The sequence below is a fragment of the Sorangium sp. So ce124 genome, from assembly GCF_051525235.1.
GTDB lineage: Bacteria > Myxococcota_A > Polyangia > Polyangiales > Polyangiaceae > Sorangium > Sorangium atrum.
Genome location: NZ_CP150312.1, coordinates 9,446,853 through 9,470,474, shown reverse-complemented (window position 1 = coordinate 9,470,474; position 23,622 = coordinate 9,446,853). Strand labels below are relative to the sequence as shown.

Sequence of the window (23,622 nt, the reverse complement as noted above, 5' to 3'; positions counted from 1 at the left end):
GTTGCCGGGAATGCGCCGGTGTCGGGGCGTCCAGTCGTGGCGTGGAGCCGCGCTGCCTGGCGCGCTCGTGACAGTTCGCTACAGGCGCGGTAGCGGCCGCGGCGCGCGCCGTCGACACCGGCTCACGGACGGCTCACGGCCGCCGTCATCGCGGGCTCCACGCGTCGCCTGTCGCCCGAAACCGTGACGTAACGCGAACTGCGCTGTCGGTGGACGCTAGGACGCTGGACGCGACAAGGGCGCGCGTCGAGCAGGGCTTGTCGTCTGCGCGCGGAGTCACCACGCTTGGGGGCTTGTCGTCTGCGCGCCGGGTCACCAGGGTAGGCCGGGCGATGCAGCCTCTCCTCCTCTGTTCCCTGCTGGCTGGCGTCGGCCTCCTCGCCGCGGCGTGCGACTCGCCTCCCGCGGAGGCGCCCAGGCCGGTCGCTCTTCCGCCCGTCGCTCCGGGCGAGCTCCGCAGTCCGGAGGCGTTCGCGGCGATCCGGGACGACGACGCGCGCGCGGCCTCGCTCTTCCTCGAGGCGAGCAAGGTGCTTCTCCACCCGCGCTGCGTGAACTGCCATCCTCACGATGGCGTCCCGCGCCAGGGCGACGCCGGCGAGCGCCACAGCCCGCCGGCCGAGCGCGGTCCGAACGATCTCGGGGTGGCGGCGATGGAGTGCACCTCGTGCCATCAGGCGCAGAACCTCGAGCTCGCCCGCGTCCCCGGGGCGCCGGGCTGGCACCTCGCGCCGGCGGAGATGGCGTGGCTCGGGCGGTCGCCGGCGGCGATCTGCGCGCAGATCAAGGATCCGGCGCGCAACGGCAAGAAGACGCTCGCGCAGATCGTCGAGCACGCCGAGCGCGACGAGCTCGTGGCGTGGGGGTGGGCGCCCGGCCATGGCCGCACGAAGGCGCCCGGCTCGCAGGCGGCCTTCGGCGCGCTCGTCGACGCATGGGTGAAGGCGGGCGCGGCGTGCCCGCCCGAGGAGTCCCGACGATGATCATCCTGAAGGTGAACGGCGCGGAGCAGAGGCTCGACGTGGATCCGGACATGCCGCTCCTCTGGGTGCTGCGCGACGTGCTCGGCCTCACGGGGACGAAGTACGGCTGCGGCCAGGCGCTCTGCGGGGCGTGCGTCGTGCACCTCGACGGCGAGACCGTGCGCGCCTGCGTGACGCCGGTGAAGCGCGCCGCGGGCGGCTCGGTGACGACGATCGAGGGGCTCAGCCCCACCGGCGATCACCCGCTGCAGCGCGCGTGGGTGGAGCTCGGCGTCCCGCAGTGCGGCTTCTGCCAGGCGGGGCAGATCATGAGCGCGGCCGCGCTCCTGCGGAAGAACCCGCGGCCCTCGAACGACGACATCGACAGGTCGCTCGCCGGCAACATCTGCCGGTGCGGCACGTACACGCGCATCCGCGCGGCGGTCCGCAAGGCCGCCGGCCTTCCCACGGAGTGAAGATGGAACAGCAACGGGTCGTCCTCCTCCGCCGCTCCTTCCTCGCGGGGCTCGGGCTCGCGGTGGGCGGGCTCGCGCTCGGGGTCGCCGAGGCCGCGCCGCCCGCGCGCGGCGACGTCGACAGGCCGCCGCCTGCGCCGCCCACGCCCGGCGGCGCGAAGGCGCAGCCGGGGCTCCGGACCGGGGTGTTCCTCCACATCGCGCCCGACGGGACGGTGTCGATCGTCTGCCACCGGTCGGAGATGGGGCAGGGGATCCGCAGCTCGCTGCCGGTCCTCGTCGCCGACGAGCTCGGCGCGGACATGGCGCGGGTCAAGATCGTGCAAGCCGACGGCGACAAGGCCTACGGCGATCAGAACACCGACGGCTCGCGCAGCGTGCGCGGCAGCTACGAGCCGATGCGGCGCGTGGGCGCGACAGCGCGCGCGATGCTCGTCGCGACCGCGGCCAGGAGGTGGCGCGTCCCCGCCGCGGAGTGCGTCGCCCAGCAGCACGCGGTCCACCACGCGAAGTCGAAGCGCTCGCTGGACTTCCGCGAGCTCGTTGCCGACGCGGCGAAGCTCCCGGTGCCCGACGCGGCGTCGGTCGCGCTCCGCCCCACCTCGGAGCTCAAGCGCGTCGGCGGCCTGCTCCCGCTGCTCGACGGCCGGGCCATCGTCACGGGCGCGGCCCAGTTCGGCGCGGACGTGCGCCTGCCGGGCATGCTCACCGCGGTCATCGCGCACCCCCCGGTCGTGGGGGGCAAGGTCGTGCGGTACGACGGTGCGCGCGCGCTGGCGGTCCCGGGCGTGAAGAAGCTCGTGGAGCTATCGGCGCCGAAGGGCGTCGGGGTGGGGTTCCAGCCGCTCGGGGGCGTGGCGGTCGTGGCGGACACGACGTGGGCCGCGATGCGCGGCCGCGCGGCGCTGGAGATCGTGTGGGATCACGGCGCGAACGCGTCGTACGACTCGGCGAGCTACCGCGAGGCGCTCTCGCGCGCGGTGCGCGCGCCGGGCAAGGTCGTGCGGAAGGTCGGCGACGTCGACGGGGCGCTCAAGGCGGCGGCGCGCACGGTCGAGGCCGAGTACTACGTGCCTCACCTCGCGCATGTGGCCATGGAGCCGCCCTCGGCGGTGGCGAAGGTCGACGCGGACGGCTGCGAGGTGTGGGCGCCGACGCAGAACCCGCAGGCCGCGCGGACCGAGGTGGCGCGGGCGCTCGGCGTCGACGAGGGCAAGGTCACCGTGCACGTGACGCTCCTCGGCGGCGGCTTCGGCCGGAAGTCCAAGCCGGACTACGTCGCCGAGGCGGCGCTGCTCGCGCGCGAGGTCGGCGCGCCGGTGCGCGTGCAGTGGACGCGCGAGGACGACGTGCAGAACGGCTACTTCCACGCCGTCAGCGCGCAGCACCTCACGGCGGGGCTCGACGCGGGCGGCAAGGTGACGGCGTGGCTGCACCGGACGGCGTTCCCGCCGATCCCGTCGACGTTCGACGCGAGGGTGAAGACCCCGAGCGAGAACGAGCTCGGCCTCGGCGTGCTCGATCTCGCGCTCTCGGCCCCGAACGTCCGCGCCGAGGCGTGCGACGCGCCGGCCCACGTCCGGATCGGCTGGCTCCGGTCGGTCTGCAACATCTTCCACGCCTTCGCCGTGCAGAGCTTCATCGATGAGATCGCGCACGCGCGGCAGGCCGATCCGCGCGAGGTGCTGCTCGAGGTGCTCGGCCCCGCCCGCAAAGCGACGCCCGCCGAGCTGGGCGTCGACAAGGTCCCGAACTACGGGGCGCCGATCGAGCAGCACCCGGTCGACGTGGGCCGCCTCCGGCACGTCATCGAGCGGGTGACGGAGCTCTCGGGGTGGGACGCCGCGCGCAAGGCGGGCCGCGCGCTGGGCCTCGCCGCGCACCGGAGCTTCCTCACGTACGTGGCGGTCGTCGCCGCGGTCTCGAAGGACGCGCTCGGCAAGGTGAAGGTCGACGAGGTGTGGCTCGTCGCGGACCCCGGCACGGTCATCAACCTGGACCGCGTGCGCGCGCAGATGGAAGGCGCGGTGGTCTTCGGGATGAGCATCGCGCTCCACGGCGCCATCACGATGAAGGGCGGCGCGGTCGAGCAAACGAACTTCCGCGACTACCCGGTGGTGCGGAGCCCCGAGGTGCCGGCGCGGATCCACGTGGAGATCGTGAAGAGCGACGCCCCGCCCGGGGGCGTCGGCGAGCCCGGGGTGCCGCCGGTGGCGCCCGCGATCGCGAACGCGGTGTTCGCCTTGACGAAGACCCGCGCGCGGGAGCTCCCGCTGCGGCGCCTGGGGCTGTGACGAGGGCAGGGCGCGGGGGGATCGACCGGAGGCCGCCGCGAGCGGCCCGGATGGATTGAAAAGCTGAAATTCGAGACGGCAGCCGCCGGGGGCATCGGTCGCGCACGAGGCGCCGTGGACCGTGCCGTCACCGGCTTGCGGCGTCGCCCGCGGACACGAGGGTAAGGAGCATGCTCACGTTCCTCGGGGTCGCGGTCGTGGTCGTCGGCTTCGTGGCCCGGATCCATCCGCTCCTGGTCGTCGCGGCGGCCGCCATCGTGACAAGCCTCTCGGCGGGGATGGGCCTCATCGAGGGGATCTCCGTCCTGGGCAAGGCGTTCAACGACAACCGTTATGTGAGCCTTGTCTGGCTCGTCCTGCCGGTCATCGGCCTGCTGGAGCGCTCGGGCCTCCAGGAGCGGGCGCGCGCGCTGATCTCGCGGGTGAAGACGGCCACGACCGGGCGCATCCTGCTCGTGTACTTCGCGGTGCGGCAGCTCAGCGCGGCGCTCGGCCTGACGTCGCTCGGCGGCCACGCGCAGATGGTCCGGCCGCTGATCGCGCCCATGGCCGAGGCCGTGGCGGAGAACCGGTACGGACCGCTGCCGGACAGGACGCGCTGGCTGATCCGCGCCTCGGCGGCGGCGGCCGACAACGTGGCGCTGTTCTTCGGAGAGGACATCTTCCTCGCCATCGCGTCGATCCTGCTGATCAAGGCGTTCCTCGAGCAGAACGGCATCTTCGTGGAGCCGCTCCAGCTGTCGGTCTGGGCCATCCCCACGGCGGTCCTGGCGCTCCTGATCCACGGGACTCGGCTCCTCCTGCTCGACAGGCGGCTCCACCGCGACCTCGCCCGCGCGGACGCGGGGAAGGCGCCCGAATGATCACGCTCGATGTCGTCTACGTCGTGGGAGGGCTGTTCTTCGCGGCGTCGGCCGTCCTGAGCGCGGTCGACCGCGAGAACTCGAGGCGGTGGAAGAACACCCTGTTCTGGGGTCTCCTGGCGACGAGCTTCCTCTTCGGCTCGCGCCTCGGGGATCTCGGCAACGGGGTGCTCGTGATCTCGCTCGTGCTCCTCGCGGGCGTCAGGGGCCTGGGCCAGGGGCGCCCCGCCACCTCGACACCCGAGGAGCGGCGCGCCAGCGCCGAGCGGCGCGGCGACCTGCTCTTCGTGCCGGCGCTGATCATCCCGGCGACCGCCCTCCTGGGCGCGCTGGTCCTCAAGCGGGTCGAGATCCGCGGAGCGCACTTGCTCGACCCGAAGCAGGCGACGCTGATCTCGCTCGCCCTCGGCGTGGTGCTCGCGCTCGTGGTCTCCGTGGCGTGGTTGCGCCCGCCGCTGCTCGCGCCTCTGCAGGAAGGCAGGCGCCTGCTCGACATCGTGGGCTGGGCGGCGATCTTGCCCCAGCTGCTGGCCGCGCTCGGGGTCGTGTTCGCGGCCGCGGGCGTGGGGGACGTGATCGGCGAGCTGGCCGGGAGCGCGCTCCCGCGCGGCGGCCGCCTCGCCGCGGTGGCCGCCTATACCGTGGGCATGGCGCTGTTCACGGTGATCATGGGGAACGCCTTCGCGGCGTTTCCCGTCATGACCGCGGCCGTGGGGCTCCCCCTGATCGTGCGCCGGCTCGGCGGCGACCCGGCGATCATGAGCGCCCTCGGCATGCTGTCCGGCTTCTGCGGGACGCTGATGACCCCCATGGCCGCGAACTTCAACATCGTCCCAGCGGCCCTGCTCGGATTGCCCGATCGCGACGGCGTGATCAAGGTCCAGCTCCCCACCGCGCTGCTCCTGCTGATCGGGAACACGCTCCTCATGTACCTGCTCGTCTTCCGGCGCTGAGGTCGCCATTCCATGACGCACGTCCTGACACCCGAGATCGCCTCGCATTTCGCCGCCATCGCGCTCGGACACGTGACGCGGGAGTATCCGAACAAGCTCGATCACGTCATGGCCGGCCCCGAGGACGTGAAGGGCCCGCGCGACCTTCACCCCATCTTCTACGGCAGCTTCGACTGGCACTCGTGTGTCCACGGCCACTGGCTCCTCGCGCGGATCCACCGCCTCTTCCCGGGCGTGGTCGGCGCCGCGTCGGTCCGCGGGCTGCTCGACGCACAGCTCACGGAGGACAAGGTCTCCGGCGAGCTGGCCTATCTGCGGCGGCCGTCGAGCCGCGGCTTCGAGAGGCCTTATGGGTGGGCGTGGCTCTTGATGCTGGCGGCCGAGCTCTCGCGGTGCGAGACCGAGGAGGGGCGGCGCTGGTCGGCCGCGCTGGCCCCGCTCGGCGACGCGTTCACGGGGCGGCTCCTCGAGTACCTGCCCAGGGCCACGTATCCGGTCCGCGCCGGCGCGCACACGAACAGCGCCTTCGCGCTGGCGCTCGCGCAGGAGTACGCCACCGTGAAGGGCGACGAGCGGCTGTCGCTGCGCTGCGCCGAGGCCGCGCGCGCCTGGTACGGCGGCGACGCGGACTGCCAGGCGTGGGAGCCCTCGCAGGACGATTTCCTCTCGCCCGCCGTCGTGGAGGGCGAGTGCATGCGCAGGGCCCTGCCCGGACCGGAGTTCCGCGCCTGGTTCGCGCGGTTCCTGCCGCGGGCGGCGCGGGGCGAGCCCGCGACCCTGTTCGAGCCCGCGACGGTCAGCGATCGCAGCGACGGCAAGATCGCCCACCTCGATGGGCTCAACCTGAGCCGCGCCTGGTGCTGGCGCTCGCTCGCCGCGGCGCTGCCCGAAGGGGACGCGGTCCGCGCCCGCGCCCTCGACGCGGCGGAGCGGCACCTCGACGCCAGCCTGCCGCACGTCGCCGGCGATTACATGGGCGAGCACTGGCTGGCGAGCTTCGCCCTCCTCGCGCTGGGCGAGGGCGCTGATTGACGCGCCACGGGGCCGCGGAGCGGTGCTCAGCGGCGTCCGGTGTTGCAGCGTCTATATCGCGGAGCGGGAGACGGGATTTGAACCCGCGACGTCAACCTTGGCAAGGTTGCACTCTACCACTGAGTTACTCCCGCGAACGGCGGTCCCATGGCTCAGGAAACCACTCTCGTGCGACGCAAACAGCGATGAGGCTGAGTGCGCCGGACCTCCTCAGAGGCCGTCTCCGTCGATGGGGGCGCAGGAGTATCAACCGACGTCGCCATAGTCAAGCACTGATGTGCGTGGTCGTGGCGCTTCTCAGCGACGGAGATCCGGGCGCCGTGGTTTTCCGGGCTCCGGCACCGGCGGGGCCCGGTTGCCGTCGAGGGGACCCCTCGCACACCTCTACCCCGCGCCGCGCGCGTACTTCCTGAGCTTCCTGTAGAGCGTCGACGCGCCGATCCCGAGCTCCGCGGCGGCGCGGGCCTGGTTGCCGCCGTGCCTCTCGAGCGCCGCGAGGATCGCTCGCTGCTCGACGCCCTCCAGCGTCCGCGCGGCCGGCGCCTCGCCCGCCTCGCCGCCGGTCGGCGCGGCGCCGCGGACGTCGTCCGGCAGGTCGTCCAGATCGGCGGCGCCTCCCCGCGCCAGGGCGACCGCGTGCTCCACGGCGTTCTCCAGCTCGCGCACGTTGCCGGGCCACCCGTGGCGCTCCAGCGCGCCTTCGGCCTCCGGCGTGAAGCCCGCGACAGGCCGATGGAGCCTGCGTGCCGCCGCCCCGAGCAGCGCCCGCGCGAGCGGCAGGATGTCCTCGCGGCGCTCGCGGAGCGGCGGAAGGCGGATCTCGATGACCCGCAGGCGGTAGTAGAGGTCCCGCCGGAAGCGGCCCGCCGCGGCGTCGGCCGCGAGATCGCGGTTCGTCGCCGCGAGGATCCGGGCGTCGACGGGGCGGCTCGTGTTCTCGCCGACGCGGCGCACCTGCCGCTCCTGGAGCGCGCGGAGGAGCTTCGCCTGCACCCCGGGCGGGGCCTCGCCGACCTCGTCGAGCAGCAGCGTGCCCCCGCGCGCCGCCTCGAACAGCCCGGCGCGGTCGTGGGTCGCGCCGGTGAACGAGCCGCGCGCATGCCCGAAGAGCTCGCTCTCCAGCAGCGTCTCGGTGATCGCCGCGCAGTTGACCGCGACGAACGGGCCCGCGGCGCGCGCCGACGCGCCGTGGATGAGCCGCGCCACCCGCTCTTTCCCTGCGCCGCTCTCGCCCGTGAGCAGGATCGTCGAGTCCACCGGCGCGACCCGCCGCGCGCGGTCGAGCGCCCGCTGCATCGCCGGGCTCTCCGCGACGAGCGGGGTCGGCGGCTCGCCCCGCGGCGCGGCGAAGGGCAGGGCGCTCGCCTTCGCGACGAGCGCCCGCCCCGTCACCCTTCGCAGCGGCGCGGGGTGCGCGGGCTGGCCGAGCGACGGGTCGAGATCGCTCTCGCGGAAGAACGGCAGGTGCTCGTCGAGCGCGCCGCCCCACGCGGCGCGCGTCCGGCCCTGGAAGTGGCAGACGTCGTCGCCCCGGCCGATGCACCGATCCTCGATGACGTAGACCGCCTCGCCCGTCGCCCGGGTCATGTAGCCGCTCGCGATGCCGGCGAGCATCCAGCACACCGGCTCGTCCGCGCGGCCGAGGTGCAGGAGGTGCTGCTCGGCCTCGTACGACGAGAGGAGCGTGGCGCCGCGCGAGGCGAGCGGCGTCGTGTCCCCGGGGGCGAGCCGGATGAAGCCCTGCAGCGTGTGGAGCAGGGCCCCTGCGCCGTGCAGCTCGGCGTCGCTGTCCCAGGCGAGCCGGGACACCATCGCCTCCGCCATCCGGGCGCCGTGCTCGACGCCGAAGCGCGTGAGCACGGCGCGCGCCCCCGCGTACCCCGCGAGCCGGACGAGCTCCTCGCGCAGCCTCCCGAGCGCCCCGGCGTCGAGGATGACCGCGCGCTCCCCGGCGAAGCGGACGACGCCGCCGCGCGAATCGACGTCGAGCAGCTTCCGGATGTCGAGATCGGCTGCGCGCATGGGACGACCTTTCAACGTGACAGGAGCGACCGGTCACCCTGACCGGCGGGCTCGCGAGGCGCCACGGATGAGCCCCGGATCTCCCATGAAAGCGGCCGCTCCTGCGCGGGCCCGGCGTGTGCTCGGGGCCATCGCGGGAGGTCTCTTCGCATGAGCGAGCGCGTGGACATCATGACACCCGCCTTCCGGGCGGATCCTTATACGCCGTACGCTGTGATGCGCCGCGAGGCGCCGGTCTGCCAGGTCGATCCTGGCGGGATGTGGGCGGTGAGCCGGTACGCCGATGTGGCGACGGTCCTCCGGAGCCCGGAGCGGTTCTCGTCCCAGGGGTTCCGGGCCGCCTGGCAGCCGGCGTGGGTGGGGCACAACCCGCTCGCGAGCTCGATCCTGGCCATGGATGGCCCGGATCACGCGCGGCTCCGCGGCCTGGTGAGCCGGGCCTTCGGGGCGCCGGCGATCGCGCGCATCGAGCAGCGGGCCCGGGATCTGTGCGAGCGGCTCGCGGGCCGCCTCGACGGCGAGGTCGACTTCATCGCCGCGGTCGCGGCGCCGCTGCCGGCGTTCGTGATCAGCGAGCTGCTCGGGCTGGATCACGCGCTCGAGCCGCGCTTCAAGCGGTGGATGGACGACCTCCTGTCCGTGACGCCCGAGCCGGCGAGCGCCGAGCACGCCGCCCGCGTCCGCGCCACGATCGCGGAGCTCGACAGGTACATGGCCGACGTCATCGAGGCCCGCAGGCGCTCGCCCTCCGACGACCTCGTGAGCGAGCTCGTCCGCGCCAGCGATCTCCTCGCCGACCGCGAGATCATCGATCTGCTGGTCAGCATCCTCGGCGGCGGCCTCGAGACCACGACCCACTTCCTCGGCAGCTCGATGCTCCTGCTCGCGGAGCGCCCCGCGGAGCTCGAGCGGCTGCGCGCCTCGCCGCAGCTCATCCCGAGGTTCATCGAGGAGATGATGCGTTATGATGGCCCGACGCAGTCCGTCCCCCGGCTCACGACGTCGGACGTCGCGCTGGCCGGCGTGACGATCCCCGCAGGCTCGCTCGTGCTCGCCCTGGTCGGCTCGGCGAACCGCGACGAGCTGCGCTTCACGGATCCCGATCGGTTCGATCTGCACCGCGGGCAGCCGAGCCTGACCTTCGGGCACGGCGCGCACTTCTGCCTTGGCGCTGCGCTGGCCCGGATGGAAGCGAAGGTCGCGCTCGAGGTGCTGCTCCCGAGGATCGGCGAGGTGATCCGCGCGCCGGGCGAGATCCCCTACAACCGCACGCTCACCGTGCGTGGCCCCGTGTCGCTGCCGCTCCGCTTCATGCCGGCCTGACATGCCAACGAAATGAGGGGATTTGTCAGGCCCTGTTCTGCACAATGGCTGTCCATGCGATATCGAGCGTTCCTGCCGCTGGTCTTCGCGCTACCGGCGTGTGGCCCGGCGGCCGCTCCCTCGCCTGCCGCGAGCGCCGCGCCCGCCGTGGCCAAGGCGGCGGCCACCACGGCGCCGTCTCCGTCGGCGCCCGCCGTGGGCGTCGCGCCTGCGCCGGCAGCGAGCGCCGCACCGGCGCCGCAGAGCGCCTGTGCGCTGGAGCGCGGCTTTCACGGCACGATCGGGCCGAAGCTCGAGGTCTTTGCGCGGCTCGAGCGCGACGGAGGGACGGTGCGGGGCCGTTACTTCTATGCCCACGTCGGCGTCGACATCCCGCTGGCCGGGACTGTCACCGACGCTGGCGAGCTCGCGCTTGTCGAGGGCAACCCGGCGCGCCCGACGGGCCAGTTCGCGGGCACCTGCCGGGCGGACGGCCACCTCACCGGGACGTGGACGAGCCCGCGGGGCGCCTCGCTGCCGTTCGACCTCGCCTCGGTAGGCGCGCGCGATGTGCTGCTCGTGGCCACGAAGAAGAGGGCGCGGCGCTTCCCGCCGCAGCCGAACCCCGATGGCCCATCCGACGGGGTGGGGATCCCCTTCGAGCCTGGCGAGGCGTGCAGCGAGGAGCTCGCCTGGCCAGAGATCTTCGGCGCCGCGACGGCGAAGAGCGAGGCGGCCATCAACCGCGCGCTCGAGAGCGGCGCGTGGGTGTTCGGGCAGGGGGATGAGGCGAGTTTGCGCGCGTGCAAGACGGGCGAGCGAATGGCCGCCTCGCGCACCTTCGAGATCTCCCTCAACGAGAAGGGGCTGCTCGCGGTCCGCTCCCACGATGCGCTGCGCTACGAGGGTGGCACGCACCCCTGGGATCCTGGGCCCGAGCGCTGGCAGGTGCTCGACGCGCGCACGGGCGCGCCCGTGACCCAGCTGCTCGACCGGTCCGCCGCGTCGAAGAAGGCCCTACGGCCCTTGCTGGAGCGCTGCCTCGCGCCGCTCGCCGACGGCGACGCGGCCGTGCTCGAGCTGCTGCGGGAGCGCGTGAGCCTCGACAACCCGGAGCTGCTCCTCCTGCCGACGCCCGCCGGGCTGAAGCTCGCCGCGACCGGATATCCGCCGCCGCTGCGCGTGCTCGAGGGGGATGGCCCCATCCTGACGTGGGCGGCGCTCGCCGGCGCGGGCGCGGTCGGCCCGAGGAGCCCTCTCGCTCGCCTCTGGGAGGGCCGCAGCGCGGCCGCGGCGGCGGACCCGTGCGCGAAGCAGGGGTCGCCCTGAGCCGGACCCGATCGGGCCTGTAAACCCGATCCGGTCGAGACGACAACCGACAACCCGACCCGGGTCGAGGCGACCATCGGCAATCTCATGGTGTGACGAGCCCGGGAACCTGGCCGGACCTCACCGGACTCGACAGCTGGATCCGCCGCGCCGTCGTGATCGGCGATGCAAGTGAGCTCCTCACATCCAGCAGACGTCCGCCGGGTTGAAGCTCGCCGCGACCGGAGATACAACGCTGAGCGCTTCCTGTCGGCGTGGGCCGCCATGTCATCAACGCGCGCCCGCGCCGCGCTCGTCGGACGCGACCCAGCCCACACCGAGGCCGTCTTTCCCGGGGAGGACGCTCGTCACGGAGCACGCGGACCAAAAGAACATGGAACAGAAGACAACTCCGACGATCACCGAGCTCGAGCGTGAGATCGATACGCTGCGCCGACGCGTTGCCGAGCTGGAGATCCCCGCGCGCCGCTACCAGGCCCTGCTCGACGGGGGCATCGTGAGCATGATGATCTACGATGGCGAGAGCCGCGTGCTCGAGGTGAATCGCCGGTGGGAGCAGCTCTGGAGCTTGAGCCTCCGGGATGTCGCCGAGTGGCGGTTGCTGAAGGACGAGCAGGTATCCGCCAATGGGTCCATGCCCCTCGTCGAGCGGGCGTTCTGGCGGGGCGAGGCCACGGCGTTGCCCACGATTCGCTACGATCCGGTCCAGGCAGACACGCTCCAGAAGGGAATGGCCCGCTGGGTCGCCTCTTCGCTCCATCCCATCAGCGACGCAGCGGGCAACGTGCGCGAGGTGCTGCAGATCCACGTGGACGTCGGCGAGCTCAAGCGGTCCGAGGACGAGCTACGGGTCCAGACGGCGCAGCTCGAGGCCGCGATCGCCGAGCGGACCCAGCGGCTCGAGGAGCAGCTCCGCGTGAGCGAGGAGCAGCAGCGCGCCATTGCCGCGCTGTCCACGCCCGTGCTCAGGCTCTGGGACGGCATCCTCGCGCTGCCGCTCATCGGTCGCATCGACGCCGAGCGCGCCGCCCATCTCCTCGAGGTGCTTCTGCAGGCCATCGTGGACACGCAGGCGGAGCATGTGATCCTCGACGTCACCGGCGTGCCTTTCATGGACGCGGAAGGGGCACGCCACCTCGGCAATACGGTGCGCGCTTCCTCGTTGCTCGGGGCGCAGTGCATCGTCGCGGGCATCTCGCCGGCCATGGCGAGATTGCTGATCGACTGCGATCTCGGCTTCGATGGCGTCCCCATCGTCGCGAGTCTCCAGGACGGGCTTCGGCGCTTGTTGTCCAGCCGCAACGGCGATCGGGAGAAGGGGAGTAAAGTCCCATGACTCTCCCCTCCTCCCTGTTCAATTTTCTCTCTCGAGATGCCAACGACAGTCACGTCATCTTGGCGAACCAGCTGTCGAGGATGGTTTGCGCCCGCGCGAGCTCCGAAAGCTCCGTCACCTCGTTCAGAGCGTGCATCGTCCGCTCCGCGCCCGGTCCGAAATTCGCCGCCGGGATCCCGAGCGTCGTGAAGCTTGCCACTTCCGTCCAGGTTTGCCGCGCCTCGACGCCTTGAACGCCGCTCTGTTCGAGAGCCGCGATGAGCGCGTGGTTCCGGTTCGGCGGCGCCGGACGGGAGAGCTCCTCGAACCGGACGGCTCCCACGCGGTCCACGAGCGCCATCAGTCGTTCTTGCGATGCATGGGAGCTCGTGCTCGGACCGTACGTGTGGTGCACGTTCACCTCCAGGTGGTCCGCCACGACGCTGCCGGAGCGGCCCCCGTGCGCCGAGGTGGCGTTCATCATCTCGTACCAGGTGAGGCCGTCGACGACGTCGGGTACGGGCTCGAACGCGACAAGCTGAGAGAGCACGCGCGCGAACTTGTGAATCGCGTTCACGCCGGCCCCGGGCAGCCCGCTGTGCCCCGTGCGGCCTGCAAAGGCCAGCGTCGCGTGCGTGGAGCCTCCCGAGCCGAGCTGGAGCTTGTTGTCCGTGGGCTTGAGCACCAGGGCGAAGTCGGCCCCCCGGAGCTCGGCATCCTGCTTCATGACCACCCTGAGCTCGCTCGCGTCGAAGCCGCACGCTCCGCGCGCGTGGAACACGAGGGTGATATCGGCGTGTACCTGCGGCCGGCGCTCGGCCAGATCGAGCATCAGGCAGAGGCCGCTCTTCTCGGCGGCTCCAGCGCCGAGTACGCGCTTGTTCTCCGTCCGCGCCTCTCCTCGTTGCCCCGGGTTCGCCACGTCGAGCTGCCCGACGAGCAGAATCTTGGGGCCTCCCGACCCGCGCGTCAGCGGCGCCACCAGAGAGTCCCCGTAGCGGCGCGGCGGTGAAGCCAATGGGCGCGCCGCGAGACGTTGAGCCAGCTCGTCGGCCAGGTTGCGTTCCTCACCCGACGGCGAGGGGATCTTGCACAGCCACAGCAAATTTTCGAGCAGCTCCACGTCGACCTCCGATCAGAAGAAACGATGCGCGCTGGCCCTCCCCGCGGCAGGTTTCAGGTGGGCTAACCGCGCGAACGACTGGACAAGCTGCTGCCCGACGTGCGGCGCCCAGCACTGTCGTCCCCGGCGAGAGCCGCAAGGGGCCGTTCCCATGGCGATGGCGGGGCCCTTACACTACGCCTCCCGTGACCCGCACTCCATGCTCGGGTACCCCAGCAGGCGATCGGCAAACGGAGTCTCCGACAGAGGCACGGAGCACCGGAAGGCCACCAACCGGCGCGAGTAAAAGAGGGCCCAATACCATCATATGGCTATTTAGGTAACACTGCGAAACGACCGCATCGCGTGAGGCGCCTTCGCGGCGCTCCACTGCGGTTGTCGTCACGAATCTCCGTAAAGATCACTGATGTAACGCTCGAAACGAGCTTCCTCAAATTTGTTCATCTCTTCCTCCCGGCTCTCGACAAACTGCACGTAGTCCCCTGCCTCAAAAGCTGCTTGAGCTCTTGGAGTGATAAGATGGCTGCGAAGCAATTGCTCAAGGTCACCCTTGTAGATCGATGGCTTCCTGAGCACGCTCCGTAGTACTTGGACTGACTCGCGCCGCAGCACGACGCGAGCACCAGGACTGGTTGACACGTTCTCTCTTGCCATATTTGCGCTGACGATCTGGGGTATCGCAGAAACACCGAGTCTAGCAAGCTCATCCAGAGGCCGGAACACATCAGGACCTCCTCTCGGATCCACCGGCTTCCTTCGTGCTAGCGTGACAGCCAAGAGCCGGGACCGTGCGTGACGAAAGTCAAACCGGCCGAGTGGGCGGCGGCTCTGATTTCGAACGCTCGGCGAGGGCTGGTCGCCGGCAGCAATGGCCCTAACCTCGTCGTGTAGCTTTCTGAAGCGAGAGTCGCTCATCTGGCGTGCAAATACTTCGCTGTAGGTGGTCAATCGAATCCATTTCGCCAGTAGCACTTGCGATTCGTATGCCATGTTTGGTTGGGCTCGGAAAGCCGCTGCTACAAGGACGATCTGAGCAGGGTAAGGAACCAAGTCGGGCGACTTGATCCCCATTCTACGGGCGAAGAAAGTGGCGGCCTTACGCAGATAGACCGTCACGCGTTCAAGTGCAGCCGTGTCGTCCTTCAGATTCTTGCTGAGTTCATCCGCCTGGACCTCATACATCGCAAGCCCAAATTCGATTTTGCAAACTCGCAAAATCGTCTGCTCGTCAATGTCAGACCAGTTGAACTCTGCGAGATGTTCGCTTCGAATCGTATCAATTCGATCCAGGAAATCGAAGTCTTCAAGGTGCACAAGCGCGTTGATCATGTGAGGCTCACTCATGGTCACGTGCTGGCTGTTGATTCGCTCGAAGGTCTTCGTTACGATATCAATGCTGTCGGATGTTATAGGAATTACCGGTAGCTTGTATTGACGGAATGCATCCGCCACTTCGTCCGAGCGGTCCTTTAGTCCATCAATGAGCTCATCGCACTCCTGAGCGTTCGCTCCTTTATCTCGAACGCTCACGTCTTCCTTCAATGCGTCCTCCATCTTGCGCTGAAACCGTGTCAGCCGCTTGCCCACGAGGACATCGACCAACGGCAAGTGGAATGGTTCTACCTCCTCCAAATCCGAACGCACCACGAATCGTTCTGTCTTCAGGTCAAAGAAGGTCTCATAATCCTCCGGTCTCTCGTCCTCTCTAACCGAGCCAGTCGTCGATCTCGGATTTGAGGAGATTCGTTCCGGCTCGAAAAGTGCCGAGTAGAGGGTCGTAAGACGCTGCTGACCGTCTAGTAGATATTGCTGCAGCCTGGAAGCATTCTTACGAGGGAGGCGGAACGGCCCCACGGTATCTTTCACACGCACGTCCTTAAGGGTAGTGCGCCATACGAGAAGGGCACCAATAGGAATGCCTTCGCGCACGCTGTCGAGCACCGCGAGACGCATTTCTTTCGGCCATACCAGCGGGCGCTGAAATTTGGGAACGAGCAGTTCGCCGCTATGAAAACCCTCTAAGAGTTGGGGCAAACTCAGGATTTCGGGACTGCTATAAAATGACGAGATAGCATCGTGTGCCATGACGCTCACCGGATCCGAGCGAGGAGTTCGTCGACGAACGGTTGTAACTCGTTTTTTGCCTCATGATCGAAGTCGTGATACTGAACACGACGTTCGTCGTACAGAAGCGCGATGGTATCGCCGAGTCCGTCCTGCAGAAGTTGACGGGTATGGGTGGCAACGCCTAGAGCGGCGAACACATTGAAAACGATTAAATTACGGCAGGTTACGCTGCCTGCTGCATCAGGCGTTGGGCCGCCTCGAGATTCTGGATCGCTGCTGCGCGCCGGAGGTCGAACAGATTTCTCCTGGCGCCGATGTAGCGTGCAGTGTGGCCCTTCCGTGCCGCGATGTGGGCGAGCGCATGCTCCACAGCCACCCGCTGGCGGAGCACGGCGCGACCTGCCCCCGTCTGCTGCAGCTTCCGGAATTTGCGCTGCAGAGCCTCGTCCTCCGCGATGGACACGGTCCGCCCCCGTCCCGAGGCGGCTTGGGTGCACCTAGCTCGGAGGGGGCACGCGCCGCACTCCTCAGGATCAAACTCGACCGTGTCGCCCGGCTCGAATACCTCGACCTGTCCCGCCGGACAGGTGATCGTCTTGGTGCGCAGGTCGATCTTGAAGTCGCGCTTGCTGAACAGGTTGGGTCTGCGAGCACGCTGTCCCCAAGGCTTCGAGAACACCTGGCCACCGTCGCGGATCACGTCGTCAACGACGGGACTGTTCACATAGGCGCGATCGATATGGAGCTCGCCGAGGCGCAGCCGCTGACGTTGGATGTCCTTGGCGATCGGTGCGGCCCCCTCTTCTTCGGGGCGATTCGCTGGCGTGACCGCACAGGCGACGATGACGGGAAGGTCCAGGTCGCGTGCGATATGTTCCTTGTAGCCATCGAACCTCTTCGAGCGGCTCTTTCTTCCGTGGCGCATCTCGGCGTCCTCAATGGAGACACGGCGGTCAGCTGCAACACCTTGACGGATGCGAACGGTCCCATCCTCAGCCGTTTCCAGGTCTTGGTCCCGAACCTGTGTGACCGCATCCAGATAGAAGCGGAGCGGCTGCTCGACAACGTCGTCCAGATGGCGGTCCACCCACTGCTGCAGGGACGAGACCTGCCGCTCCAGGATCTGAATCGCCGCCGCCTTCTGTCTCGGGTCGCTCCAATCGAGATCGAGCCCGGCCTTGATGCTGGGAGCCAGAAGCAGCGGGATGCCCGCCTTGCGACAGATCTCCTCGGGCGGGCGCTCCGTGATCTTCGACACGACGCGGACGATGCTGCGTGCTGCATGGCCGAGCAGGTTGATCGTGTCCTCAACCCGCCCGGCTCCCGCTAAAGGGCGGCTATCGATGGCCACGCGCAGCGCTTTGGACACCGCCCGCTTCTCGCTCGCCGTCATCGCGCCCGACCGAACGAGCGCCACGGTCCGCTCCAGCAGCACCCGGTCCATCTCATGCTCGACCATCCGCTCTCGGAACGCCTGCAGCGCGCCCTGCGCGAACGCGGGCGTGGCCGCCCCCAGGCAGCCGAGCACCATCTGCCAGCGAAGGTCGACGATCGACAGCTCCACCGCCTCGGCATCCGATGCGCCGACGTAGCCTTGGAGCAGCGTGACCATGCACATCAGCGCCGGCGGATGCGGCGGCTCACCTGCTCCCGTGGTCCGGTACATGCTCTCCAACTGCTCCTGGAACGTCTCGTCGAATAGCTCGTGCCGGTGCAGCCTGAGAAAGCCGAACAGGGCTCGCACCCGGGTCAACCGTTTCATGAGCGCCTGTTCCTGCCGCGACAGCTCCACCGGCGGCAACCATCGTTCCATCCGTGCACCTCCAGGCGCGGACGAGATCATGGCCCGCCGAAACCGTCGAGCCTTCCATCGAAGCGCTCGGGATTACCACAAAATCAAACTGATCGGTCCTCTAGATACAGGTCGTCTGCGCGATCGTGTCGGCGCGAGTCACCCGCCAGGCCGTGCTTGAAGTTGTAGTGGGATCGCTGATCGCGGCCGAGCTCCTCGAAAAGCGCCCTCACCTTCGCCGTGCGGATCTCTTTCTGCAGGCCGTCTGACAGCTTTGCCCACCTTTCGAGTACTTTGCGAGGTAGATAATTTTCGATTGATCGCCGCCTAAGCATGTGATGGTGGACGTCTGGGTAGCAAACATCCGAAATGCGCTGGTTCTCCGGCGCATTGGGTCTGACGCCGTCGCCATCGAAAAGTGCGCTCGTTCGTGTACATCTCGACGGTAGCGTTTTGCTCTGCAGAACGCGCTTGTACAGATGTTGTTTACCGCCACAATGCTCTATCTCCACCCACTCTTGCCCAACGCGCTTCTCGAGCCACTCGCGATCGTTCTTGGAACACAATGATAGAAGGAAGTTTCGATCCGAGAATCCATTTTCAACCAGGATTCTGTAGAGTCTACTCATTAAATCGAGTGCTTCGCCTATGCTGAGTGTGTTCGCAACCCAAGAGGAGTGGCTTCGGTCTTCGATGCGAATCTCATGATAAGATGGACTCAATGCATCTTCCGTAAGGCTGCTTCCTAACATCTGCGTCCACTCAAGCGTAAATTCCGGCGCAAAACTCCCAAGCCAGTCCGTGTAAACGGGATCTCTGTCGTCTTCGATAAGAGCACCTAACAAAAGCTCGTTCACCCCGCTTGCTTGAGGGAAGCCGATGGTGCGGCAGAATACAGCGTGGGCAAGCTGTTGGTGCCAGACGAACTCTGGGAACGAATCGTACCTCTATTGCCGAAAACGGAGCCGAAGCCGCAGGGGGGCCGGCCGCGTACGCCTGATCGGATCGCGCTGACCGGTATCTTGTTCGTGCTCAAGACCGGGATCCCTTGGGAGTATCTCCCGCAAGAGCTCGGCTGCAGCGGCATGACGTGCTGGCGCAGGTTGCGCGACTGGCAGCAGGCTGGCGTTTGGGATCGGCTCCACGAGGTCTTGCTCGATGAGCTCGGCGAAGCCGATAGGATCAACTGGGAGCGTGCTGCGCTGGATGCCTCGCTGGTTCCGGCAAAAAGGGGGGTGAAAAAACTGGCCCGAACCCCACGGATCGCGGCCGGCCGGGCACGAAATATCACATTCTGGTCGATCGGAATGGTATCCCGCTCGCCGTCGAGATGACGCCGGCGAACGTCCATGACTCGAGGATGTTCACTTCTATGGTGGACGCGGTGCCGCCGATCGCGCGTCCTTGCGGCCGACCGCGGCGCCGCCCTAAGAAACTGCATGCCGATAAGGCCTACGACGACCCGGCCCTGCGGTTGGCTTGTCATCTGCGCCACATCGTGCCCCGCATCGCTCGCAAGGGCATCGAGTCGTCGGAGAAACTCGGCCGTTATCGCTGGGTCGTCGAACGGACGATCGCTTGGATCCGGCGCTTCCGCCGCTTGACGGTGCGGTATGAGCGCCGTGCCGACATTCACCGAGCGTTCCTCCTGCTCGCCGTATGCGTGATCTGCCTCAACCATATCCCGACGGGCTTTTGTTAGGCGCTCTAAATATGCGATGGCGGCCAATTGCACCGACCCACAAGAGCAAAGAGGCGTCCATGACGGAGATGCGCGAGAATACCGTGAGCGAAAGTATTACCTTCATCGGCCTCTCCGCGCCAAAAACAACTCCCGTGCCAGTTCAACATCCTCTGAAAAGACGCCAGACGGCCATCCCACAGATCGACCGGCAGCGTCTAGACCTATGCTTTTGATGCAACTGTGACCTGCATCGGTGTCGATCCACAAGACCGACACCTCATCCGGAGAAAGGAAGCCTTTGGCAATTTGGAGCTGCACAAAGAGCAACAAATTCTCCGAGTGTGTCTCGACCAGGAGGCGTGCACCGGGCGCCTTTGCTGTAGTGCTCAGCGCTTCCGCTAAAACGCGCTCGGCGCGAGGATGAAGGTGCATTTCTGGCTGCTCCAGTACAACAACCGGCGTCGCTCCAAGCTGACCCGCCTTCAACATGCCGAGCAAAGTGAGTACTGCAAGGACCTGCGATACGCCTTCGCCGACATCAACGATCGACACATGCACAGGAGCTGCCGGATCAGGTGAAACCACTAGGGCGAATTCGTCGCCTGCGGGAGCGACCTGCATGGTTTGCTCGAACATGCGATATATGTGCTCTGCAACAAAGGGGAACACCAACGAAGGACCATGATGATCTGTGACAAGTTTTTGGGCGGTCCACCGACCATCGTCTCCGAGGGTTTTGGGCTCACTGGGCTGCCTAAAGCTGCGGGGCGGCATTGCGCGAACGGCGCCGAGCCAGTGTACGTCGGTCTTGAGGCTTCCAATACGCTGCGCGGCCTTAGCTAACGTGTCTCGATGCGTCTCCGCAGCTAGTTCGTTCCCGAGCGGTATGGGCCGGAGACCATCGAACGGTAATCTTATAGAATATTTTGAGTCTGCGGCGAATATTTCGTATTGTCCCAAAGTCTCCAGATCATCGCGCAAACGCAGAGTTTCCGCCCCGGCAGAGCTTCGAGTCGCAAAGGTGTCGAGCACATGTCCTCGAACCTCGTCCCCACGCAAGGACCACTCGACCTCGCGCACATCCTCGGGACCATCGTCCCACGCAACACGGAAGGAGAGCCTGTCACCCGGCTCGAAGCGACAAACGAAGTCGCGGTACGTCGCACCGCGTGCTACGCCGGCATCGAGCGCAAGCGGACCGAAAGCAGCGCCCCCACAGGAAGCAGCCACAAGAGGAAGCGCCCGTGCGAGGGCGCTTTTTCCGGCGCTATTGTAGCCAAAGAGCAGCGTCAACGGCTTCAGCGTGACCGAAGTCCGTGCAGCAAAGGAACGGTACCGCTCAACCGAGAACGAGGTAATCGCCACGTCGCGAATCATACTCGAAAGCGGCGAACAGGACACCCGGAGAACGTTCGGCCTGCGAGGCGCCCCGTCGGAGCGTCCGCTGGCCGTGCGAGCGGTCTCGTGCTCGCCTCACGAAGGCGCACCGCCTAGCTCGCGAAGCCGTTCCGGTGCTCGCGGATTCAGACGCGTCGGGATCGGCTGCTCGCGAGCACGTCGGCACTGAGCAGTGGCAGTGCCCCTGTCAGCGCCCGGCCGTTCAGGGAGTGGAACCTGCGGGATTGACAAAGGTAGTAGAACATGCTTAGGAGCCGCCGGCCGAACACGTAGATCGGTCGTCTGGAGCCGGAGTCGCGCCGCACAGTTCCACGCTATCTCGCGCCGCAGCGCGTAGCATGTGGCCCGGTAGCGACGCTCACGCTCCTCGACGTCCTGCGTTCCAGGACTGGCAACCCATCGCACCACGGAGCACGGCGCGCCGAGCGCATCCGGGCTCGACTTGTGTACTTCTCGCACGTTCCGCCGGGCGGGCGTTTGCTGGCGGATGCGGGCGGCGGCGGTGCCGGTCTGATGAGGCCCTTGAGAACCATCGCGTTCCCGGCCGGCGCGCTCGGGGCGCCGGCGGGTGGGTAACGCGGCCTCGCTCAGCGAGATCGCGCAGCTCGGGCAGCCTTCGGCTGGCTCCCGACGAACGCCGCCAGGTGCTCGCCGGTCAGCGTCGACTTCGCCGCCACCAGATCGGCCGGGGTACCTTCGAACACGATCCGCCCGCCGTCGTGGCCCGCGCCTGGACCGAGGTCGATGATCCAGTCGGCGTGCGCCATCACCGCCTGGTGGTGCTCGATCACGATGACCGACTTGCCGGAGTCGACGAGCCGGTCCAGCAGCCCGAGCAGCTGCTCGAGGTCGGCCAGGTGCAGCCCGGTGGTCGGCTCGTCGAGCACGTAGACGCCGCCGTCCGCGCCCATGTGCGTCGCGAGCTTGAGCCGCTGCCGCTCGCCGCCCGACAGCGTGGTGAGCGGCTGACCGAGCCGCAGGTAGCCGAGCCCCACGTCGGCCATTCGCTGCAGGATCGCGTGCGCGGCCGGCGTATGCGCCTTGCCAGCACCGAAGAAGCCGACAGCCTCCGTAACCGACAGATCGAGCACCTCGGCGATGTTGAGCTTGCCGAGGCGGTACTCCAGCACAGACGCCTGGAACCGCCGGCCCTCGCAGTCCTCGCAGACCGTGGTGACGCCGGCCATCATCGCGAGGTCGGTGTAGATCACCCCCGCGCCGTTGCAGGTCGGACAGGCACCCTCGGAGTTGGCGCTGAACAGCGCAGGCTTCACGTTGTTGGCCTTCGCGAACGCCTTGCGGATCGGCTCCAGCAGATCGGTGTACGTCGCCGGGTTGCTCCGCCGCGAGCCGCGGATCGGGGTCTGGTCGACCGACACAACCCCATCACGGCCGGACACCGAGCCGTGGATCAGCGAGCTCTTGCCCGACCCCGCCACGCCGGTCACCACCACCAGCACGCCGAGCGGGATGTCGACGTCGACGTTCTTCAGGTTGTGCGCGCGCGCGCCGCGCACCTTCATCACACCCGACGGTCTCCGCACCGACTGCTTCAGGGACACCCGGTCGCTCAGGTGACGCCCGGTGAGCGTGCCGCTCGCCCGCAGCCCGTCGACGGTGCCTGTGAAGACCACCTCACCGCCGGCGGTACCGGCGCCGGGGCCCAGGTCGACGACGTGATCGGCTATCGCGATCGTCTCGGGTTTGTGCTCGACCACGAGGACGGTATTGCCTTTGTCGCGCAGCCGCAGCAGCAGCTCGTTCATCCGCTGGATGTCGTGGGGGTGCAGCCCGACCGTCGGCTCGTCGAAGACGTAGGTGACGTCGGTGAGCGACGACCCGAGGTGGCCGATCATCTTGGTGCGCTGCGCCTCCCCGCCCGACAGCGTGCCCGACGGCCGGTCGAGGCTGAGGTACCCCAGCCCGATCTCGACAAACGAGTCGAGCGTGTGCCGCAGCGTCGCCAGCAGCGGCTTGACGGACGGCTCGTTCAGATCGCGCACCCACTTGGCCAGGTCGTTGATCTGCATCGCGCAGGCTTCGGCGATGTTGATCCCCTTGATCTTGGAGGACCGGGCCGCCTCGCTGAGCCGCGTGCCGCCGCACTCGGGACAGGTCGAGAACTTGATCGCGCGCTCCACGAACGCCCGGATGTGCGGCTGCATCGCGTCGACGTCCTTGGACAGCATCGACTTCTGGATCTTCGGGATCAGCCCTTCGTAAGTCAGGTTGATGCCCTCGACCTTGATCTTGGTCGGCTCCTTGTGGAGCAGGTCGTGGAGCTCCTTCTTCGTGAACTTGCGGATCGGCTTGTTCGGGTCGAAGAAGCCGCAGCCGTTGAAGATGCGCCCGTACCATCCATCCATCGAGTAACCGGGGATGGTGAGCGCACCCTCGTTGAGCGACTTGCTGTCATCGTAGAGCTGGGAGAGGTCGAAGTCGGAGACCGATCCCATGCCCTCGCATCGCGGGCACATGCCTCCGTTGACCACGAACTCGCGCTTCTCGGTCTTCTTCCCGCCGGCCTTCTCGATCGAGATCGCCCCGACCCCGCGGACCGACGGGACGTTGAAGGAGAAGGCGTTGGACGAGCCGATGTGCGGCTTGCCGAGGCGGCTCCACAGCACCCGCAGCATCGCGTTGGCGTCGGTCGCCGTGCCGACCGTCGAGCGGGAGTTCTGGCCCATCCGCTCCTGGTCGACGATGATCGCGGTCGTCAGCCCTTCGAGCACGTCGACCTCGGGCCGGGCCAGCGTCGGCATGAACCCCTGCACGAACGCGCTGTAGGTCTCGTTGATCAGCCGCTGCGACTCCGCCGCGATGGTGCCGAACACCAGCGACGATTTGCCCGATCCCGAGACGCCGGTGAACACGGTCAGCCGCCGCTTGGGGATCTCGACGCTGACGTCCTTGAGGTTGTTCTCCCGGGCGCCCTGGACGCGGATCAAGTCGTGGCTGTCTGCGGCGTGCTGTCTGTCTGTGGCGTGCTGTCTGGAGGAGGCCATGTCCG

The 23,622-nt window shown here is 68.1% G+C and carries 16 protein-coding genes, 1 tRNA gene and 1 pseudogene; 10 read left to right on the top strand and 8 right to left on the bottom strand.

The window, feature by feature from the left end; translation table 11 throughout:
• Positions 1–332: 332 nt before the first annotated feature.
• From WMF19_RS35645 to WMF19_RS35620, 6 genes are all read left to right on the top strand, one after another.
• Complete coding sequence (locus WMF19_RS35645) at positions 333–983, top strand: Isoquinoline 1-oxidoreductase subunit (RefSeq protein ID WP_437894442.1); 651 nt, start codon at positions 333–335, stop codon at positions 981–983.
• On the top strand, positions 980–1,438 hold the full coding sequence (locus WMF19_RS35640; RefSeq protein ID WP_272095274.1) for a (2Fe-2S)-binding protein: 459 nt from the start codon (positions 980–982) through the stop codon (positions 1,436–1,438). Before WMF19_RS35645 ends, WMF19_RS35640 begins: the two co-directional genes overlap by 4 nt.
• 2 nt (positions 1,439–1,440) lie before the next feature.
• Positions 1,441–3,732, top strand: a complete 2,292-nt coding sequence (locus WMF19_RS35635) for a molybdopterin cofactor-binding domain-containing protein (RefSeq protein ID WP_437894441.1) — start codon at positions 1,441–1,443, stop codon at positions 3,730–3,732.
• A gap of 170 nt (positions 3,733–3,902) precedes the next feature.
• Positions 3,903–4,595 (top strand): DUF969 domain-containing protein, encoded by a 693-nt coding sequence (locus tag WMF19_RS35630; RefSeq protein WP_272095271.1) that lies wholly within the window; start codon positions 3,903–3,905, stop codon positions 4,593–4,595.
• A complete protein-coding gene (locus WMF19_RS35625) occupies positions 4,592–5,548 on the top strand; it encodes a DUF979 domain-containing protein (RefSeq protein ID WP_437894440.1) in 957 nt (318 codons plus the stop codon). The genes WMF19_RS35630 and WMF19_RS35625 overlap by 4 nt, the downstream gene beginning before the upstream one ends.
• Before the next feature lie 12 nt (positions 5,549–5,560).
• Positions 5,561–6,580, top strand: a complete 1,020-nt coding sequence (locus tag WMF19_RS35620; RefSeq protein ID WP_437894439.1) for a DUF2891 domain-containing protein — start codon at positions 5,561–5,563, stop codon at positions 6,578–6,580.
• A 62-nt stretch (positions 6,581–6,642) separates the two neighbouring features.
• Here the strand turns inward: WMF19_RS35620 and WMF19_RS35615 are convergent.
• Together WMF19_RS35615 and WMF19_RS35610 are read right to left on the bottom strand one after the other, a co-directional pair.
• Positions 6,643–6,714: transfer RNA gene (locus WMF19_RS35615), tRNA-Gly, on the bottom strand.
• A gap of 250 nt (positions 6,715–6,964) precedes the next feature.
• Positions 6,965–8,602: a sigma 54-interacting transcriptional regulator gene (locus tag WMF19_RS35610; RefSeq protein ID WP_437894438.1), complete on the bottom strand. Its 1,638-nt coding sequence runs from the start codon at positions 8,600–8,602 to the stop codon at positions 6,965–6,967.
• 150 nt (positions 8,603–8,752) lie between these two features.
• On the opposite strand from WMF19_RS35610, the gene WMF19_RS35605 reads away from it, so the two are divergent.
• The 3 genes from WMF19_RS35605 to WMF19_RS35595 all read left to right on the top strand — a co-directional run bounded on the left by WMF19_RS35605 (position 8,753) and on the right by WMF19_RS35595 (position 12,569).
• Positions 8,753–9,925, top strand: a complete 1,173-nt coding sequence (locus WMF19_RS35605; RefSeq protein WP_437894437.1) for a cytochrome P450 — start codon at positions 8,753–8,755, stop codon at positions 9,923–9,925.
• Positions 9,926–9,979: 54 nt separating this feature from the next.
• The gene (locus WMF19_RS35600; protein WP_437894436.1) at positions 9,980–11,233 is read left to right on the top strand and encodes a hypothetical protein; all 1,254 of its coding nucleotides are present in this window, start codon (positions 9,980–9,982) and stop codon (positions 11,231–11,233) included.
• A 373-nt stretch (positions 11,234–11,606) separates the two neighbouring features.
• Positions 11,607–12,569, top strand: coding sequence for an STAS domain-containing protein (locus tag WMF19_RS35595; RefSeq protein ID WP_437894435.1), 963 nt, complete (start codon positions 11,607–11,609; stop codon positions 12,567–12,569).
• A 49-nt stretch (positions 12,570–12,618) separates the two neighbouring features.
• On the opposite strand, the gene WMF19_RS35590 is transcribed toward WMF19_RS35595, so the two are convergent.
• From WMF19_RS35590 to WMF19_RS35575, 4 genes are all read right to left on the bottom strand, one after another.
• Positions 12,619–13,671: a peptidase dimerization domain-containing protein gene (locus WMF19_RS35590; RefSeq protein ID WP_437894434.1), complete on the bottom strand. Its 1,053-nt coding sequence runs from the start codon at positions 13,669–13,671 to the stop codon at positions 12,619–12,621.
• Between the two features lie 381 nt (positions 13,672–14,052).
• On the bottom strand, positions 14,053–15,756 hold the full coding sequence (locus WMF19_RS35585) for a DUF262 domain-containing protein (protein WP_437894433.1): 1,704 nt from the start codon (positions 15,754–15,756) through the stop codon (positions 14,053–14,055).
• 205 nt (positions 15,757–15,961) lie between these two features.
• Entirely contained in the window at positions 15,962–17,551 is a 1,590-nt protein-coding gene (locus WMF19_RS35580; RefSeq protein ID WP_437894432.1) for an IS1182 family transposase, read from the bottom strand.
• Positions 17,552–17,634: 83 nt separating this feature from the next.
• Positions 17,635–18,387 (bottom strand): hypothetical protein, encoded by a 753-nt coding sequence (locus tag WMF19_RS35575; protein WP_437894431.1) that lies wholly within the window; start codon positions 18,385–18,387, stop codon positions 17,635–17,637.
• Positions 18,388–18,429: 42 nt separating this feature from the next.
• On the opposite strand from WMF19_RS35575, the pseudogene WMF19_RS35570 reads away from it, so the two are divergent.
• A pseudogene (locus WMF19_RS35570) lies at positions 18,430–19,232 on the top strand (IS5 family transposase).
• 102 nt (positions 19,233–19,334) lie between these two features.
• Here the strand turns inward: WMF19_RS35570 and WMF19_RS35565 are convergent.
• The gene (locus tag WMF19_RS35565) at positions 19,335–20,579 is read right to left on the bottom strand and encodes an AAA family ATPase (protein ID WP_437894430.1); all 1,245 of its coding nucleotides are present in this window, start codon (positions 20,577–20,579) and stop codon (positions 19,335–19,337) included.
• 620 nt (positions 20,580–21,199) lie between these two features.
• Positions 21,200–23,617 carry an ATP-binding cassette domain-containing protein gene (locus WMF19_RS35560; RefSeq protein ID WP_437894429.1) on the bottom strand — a complete coding sequence of 806 codons (2,418 nt, stop codon included), beginning with the start codon at positions 23,615–23,617 and terminating at the stop codon, positions 21,200–21,202.
• Between the last annotated feature and the right edge of the window lie 5 nt (positions 23,618–23,622).

Coding starts and splice junctions, on each gene's coding strand:
- WMF19_RS35645 (WP_437894442.1), top strand. CDS start 333: ATGCAGCCTCTCCTCCTCTGTTCCCTGCTGGCTGGCGTCGGCCTCCTC.
- WMF19_RS35640 (WP_272095274.1), top strand. CDS start 980: ATGATCATCCTGAAGGTGAACGGCGCGGAGCAGAGGCTCGACGTGGAT.
- WMF19_RS35635 (WP_437894441.1), top strand. CDS start 1,441: ATGGAACAGCAACGGGTCGTCCTCCTCCGCCGCTCCTTCCTCGCGGGG.
- WMF19_RS35630 (WP_272095271.1), top strand. CDS start 3,903: ATGCTCACGTTCCTCGGGGTCGCGGTCGTGGTCGTCGGCTTCGTGGCC.
- WMF19_RS35625 (WP_437894440.1), top strand. CDS start 4,592: ATGATCACGCTCGATGTCGTCTACGTCGTGGGAGGGCTGTTCTTCGCG.
- WMF19_RS35620 (WP_437894439.1), top strand. CDS start 5,561: ATGACGCACGTCCTGACACCCGAGATCGCCTCGCATTTCGCCGCCATC.
- WMF19_RS35610 (WP_437894438.1), bottom strand. CDS start 8,602: ATGCGCGCAGCCGATCTCGACATCCGGAAGCTGCTCGACGTCGATTCG.
- WMF19_RS35605 (WP_437894437.1), top strand. CDS start 8,753: ATGAGCGAGCGCGTGGACATCATGACACCCGCCTTCCGGGCGGATCCT.
- WMF19_RS35600 (WP_437894436.1), top strand. CDS start 9,980: ATGCGATATCGAGCGTTCCTGCCGCTGGTCTTCGCGCTACCGGCGTGT.
- WMF19_RS35595 (WP_437894435.1), top strand. CDS start 11,607: ATGGAACAGAAGACAACTCCGACGATCACCGAGCTCGAGCGTGAGATC.
- WMF19_RS35585 (WP_437894433.1), bottom strand. CDS start 15,756: ATGGCACACGATGCTATCTCGTCATTTTATAGCAGTCCCGAAATCCTG.
- WMF19_RS35580 (WP_437894432.1), bottom strand. CDS start 17,551: ATGGAACGATGGTTGCCGCCGGTGGAGCTGTCGCGGCAGGAACAGGCG.
- WMF19_RS35560 (WP_437894429.1), bottom strand. CDS start 23,617: ATGGCCTCCTCCAGACAGCACGCCACAGACAGACAGCACGCCGCAGAC.